Below are 2,440 nucleotides of genomic sequence, written 5' to 3' on the forward strand. Positions count from 1 at the left end.
TCATTATACAGTAGAATAGTATTACAACTATACACTAAAAAAGTCTTTACTGCGATAGCAGTAAAGACTTTTTTATTTTCTATAAACAATAAAAGGCATAAATATTGTTTATTTGCGCTCTAATAAGTTTAGAAGTAACATGGATAAAAGACAGAGGATATTAGACTTTTTTCTTAATCATATAAAAGAGAGTGTCAATCTGACCCAAGATGAAGTTGAATTATTATATGAATCTATAGATATAGTTGAATTAAAACGCAAAGAGTGCGTCCTTCAGCCTGGTCAAGTTTCTAAACACATGCGATTTGTTGTAACAGGAAGTATGAGGTGTTACTATTTGGATTTAGATAGTCAAGAACACACTCTTCAAATTGGCATAGAAGGATGGTGGATCAATGATTTGTATTCCTACTTAAGTGGTAAGGAGTCACAAATGTTTGTTCAAGCTATTGAAAAGACAACCCTTGTACAAATCAATAGTGAAGCATTGGAGAGGTTGTATGTCAAAATTCCCGCACTATCAACTTTTTTTAGGATAAAGATTCAAAATGCATATGTTTCACTTCAAGAGCGTATGCTGGAACAAATGAGTATTCAAGTTTTTGATCGCTATCAGAAATTTATTAAAGAATATAGAAATATCGAACAGAGAATACCTCAATATATGATCGCATCTTATTTGGGGGTAACGCCTGAATTTTTAAGCTATCTAAAGAAAAAACACAGTATGTAAGTTTTTAGTTAGTAAATCCTTAGTACCCTTCTAATAAGGTTGTCTTTTTTTTAAAATGGTTGTTTTTACTTTTTTTATAGTTGTTTTTATTTCTTAAGATATCTTAATCTTTAGGAATCTCAATGACAATACATTTGCCTTACAAACAACAATAATAGGCAATGAAACAACTTATATTCGTAATTGTGCTTTTATTCTCCATCGTCATGAGAGGGCAGCAATTATCTTTTTCACCAGAAGTGATGGTGGGAAATAGGTCATACTTTTACACACACACAGTATCTTATCAAGTTAATGACAAATGGAAATTATCAAATTTGATATTGTTCGATACAGAGTATACAGAAGATACTCATAATATTCTTTTTATTCGAAATACAGTTAGCTATAAGATTAGTGATCGTTTTAGCCTTCACAATGGGTTTGGAGTGAAAAACCCAGGAGCTTTTTTTCTGAGTTATCTTCAGTATCAATATAAGAATAAGCAAAATACTTTGAATATATCATATTCTGCTGGAGCAACTTACCAAGCAGGATTTACATTAGAACAATCTTTTTTAATCGAGTATACCCCTAAGTTAACTCAAAAGTTAAATGCTTTCTTTAGACTATCAGCAGTTGGAAATACTGATTTTAATGAGTATACAAGAGGATTTCAACATATTAGAATAGGGCTAAAGGATGAAAAGTTAATGTATGGTTTAGCTTTTAATGCAGAACAGTTTAATATCTCATGGGATCACTTGGAGAATTTAGGTGTGTTTGTGAAGTATAATTTTTAAAATTTTAATATATGAATATAGATAGAAATTTAGGAGTAGGTCTATTATTAGCACGTATTTCAGTAGGGTTACCAATGTTGTTTTATGGAATTGGTAAGGTAATTAACGGAATTACTTTTATTCAAGGTATGTTGGTAGATAAAGGATTACCTGGTTTTTTGGGTTATGGAGTCTACGCAGGCGAAGTTGTTGCACCTATAATGATTTTACTGGGTTTTCGCACGAGAATAGCTGGGCTCGTTTTTGCAATTAATTGTTTTACAGCTATGATGCTTGCGCAGTCAACGCAGTTGTTTACTTTGAACGACAATGGTGGATTAACGGTGGAGTTATTGTTAATATACCTTTTGGTATCTTTAAGTTTATTCTTTACCGGCAGTGGTAAATTTGCTTTATCTACCTCAAGTAAATGGGATTAACAAAATGAGTATTTACTGTACTTTAAGTATGTTAAAACAAAGGCCTTTCTAAAGTTGTAGAAAGGCCTTTGTTTTTGATTAAGCTAAAGATTGAGTTCACTTAGTGTTTTTGTAAATAATTTGTCTACACCATAAAGAAATATTGTCAGATGTCCAATATCATATAGAGGTTCTTTACGGTGTATTTTTTAATGTTTGGTTTATTTCTTTTGGGAATAACGGAGGTATTTGTCGTGTGATATTATTTTTAGATCAGTGCAATTTTGGTTGGACATTCTTCGAGTATTTGCGCACATTCTTAGGGGTTTTGCTCGGAGAACACGCTCTTTTAGCATGAGAACCCCAAGGATAGTCGAAGAAAACGCAAAGAAAGTCGCACAAAAGGACAATTACTTCGTTCACTTACTGAGTTCAGAATCAATTTAAAAATGTTGAAAATTAACATTTAGATGAATTCAACAGAAAATAGTATTTATTAACATAATGTGTTTATTATAGTTTTGGTG

General features: G+C 31.5%; 3 protein-coding genes. All 3 read left to right on the forward strand.

Translation table 11 applies throughout. The features are described 5' to 3' along the window. Window positions 1–139: 139 nt before the first annotated feature. The 3 genes from GOQ24_RS11690 (at window position 140) to GOQ24_RS11700 (ending at window position 1,934) form a co-directional block, all read left to right on the forward strand. Window positions 140–733 (forward strand): Crp/Fnr family transcriptional regulator, encoded by a 594-nt coding sequence (locus tag GOQ24_RS11690; RefSeq protein ID WP_155092791.1) that lies wholly within the window; start codon window positions 140–142, stop codon window positions 731–733. Window positions 734–894: 161 nt separating this feature from the next. Next, window positions 895–1,515 (forward strand): hypothetical protein, encoded by a 621-nt coding sequence (locus GOQ24_RS11695; RefSeq protein ID WP_155092792.1) that lies wholly within the window; start codon window positions 895–897, stop codon window positions 1,513–1,515. A gap of 11 nt (window positions 1,516–1,526) precedes the next feature. Continuing rightward, window positions 1,527–1,934, forward strand: coding sequence for a DoxX family protein (locus tag GOQ24_RS11700; protein WP_155092793.1), 408 nt, complete (start codon window positions 1,527–1,529; stop codon window positions 1,932–1,934). Window positions 1,935–2,440: the final 506 nt, after the last annotated feature.

Source organism: Myroides sp. LoEW2-1 (assembly GCF_009767705.1).
Taxonomy (GTDB): domain Bacteria; phylum Bacteroidota; class Bacteroidia; order Flavobacteriales; family Flavobacteriaceae; genus Flavobacterium; species Flavobacterium album_A.

Excerpts from the sequence above, each read along its gene's own strand:
- GOQ24_RS11690 (WP_155092791.1), top strand. The coding sequence starts at position 140 with ATGGATAAAAGACAGAGGATATTAGACTTTTTTCTTAATCATATAAAA.
- GOQ24_RS11695 (WP_155092792.1), top strand. The coding sequence starts at position 895 with ATGAAACAACTTATATTCGTAATTGTGCTTTTATTCTCCATCGTCATG.
- GOQ24_RS11700 (WP_155092793.1), top strand. The coding sequence starts at position 1,527 with ATGAATATAGATAGAAATTTAGGAGTAGGTCTATTATTAGCACGTATT.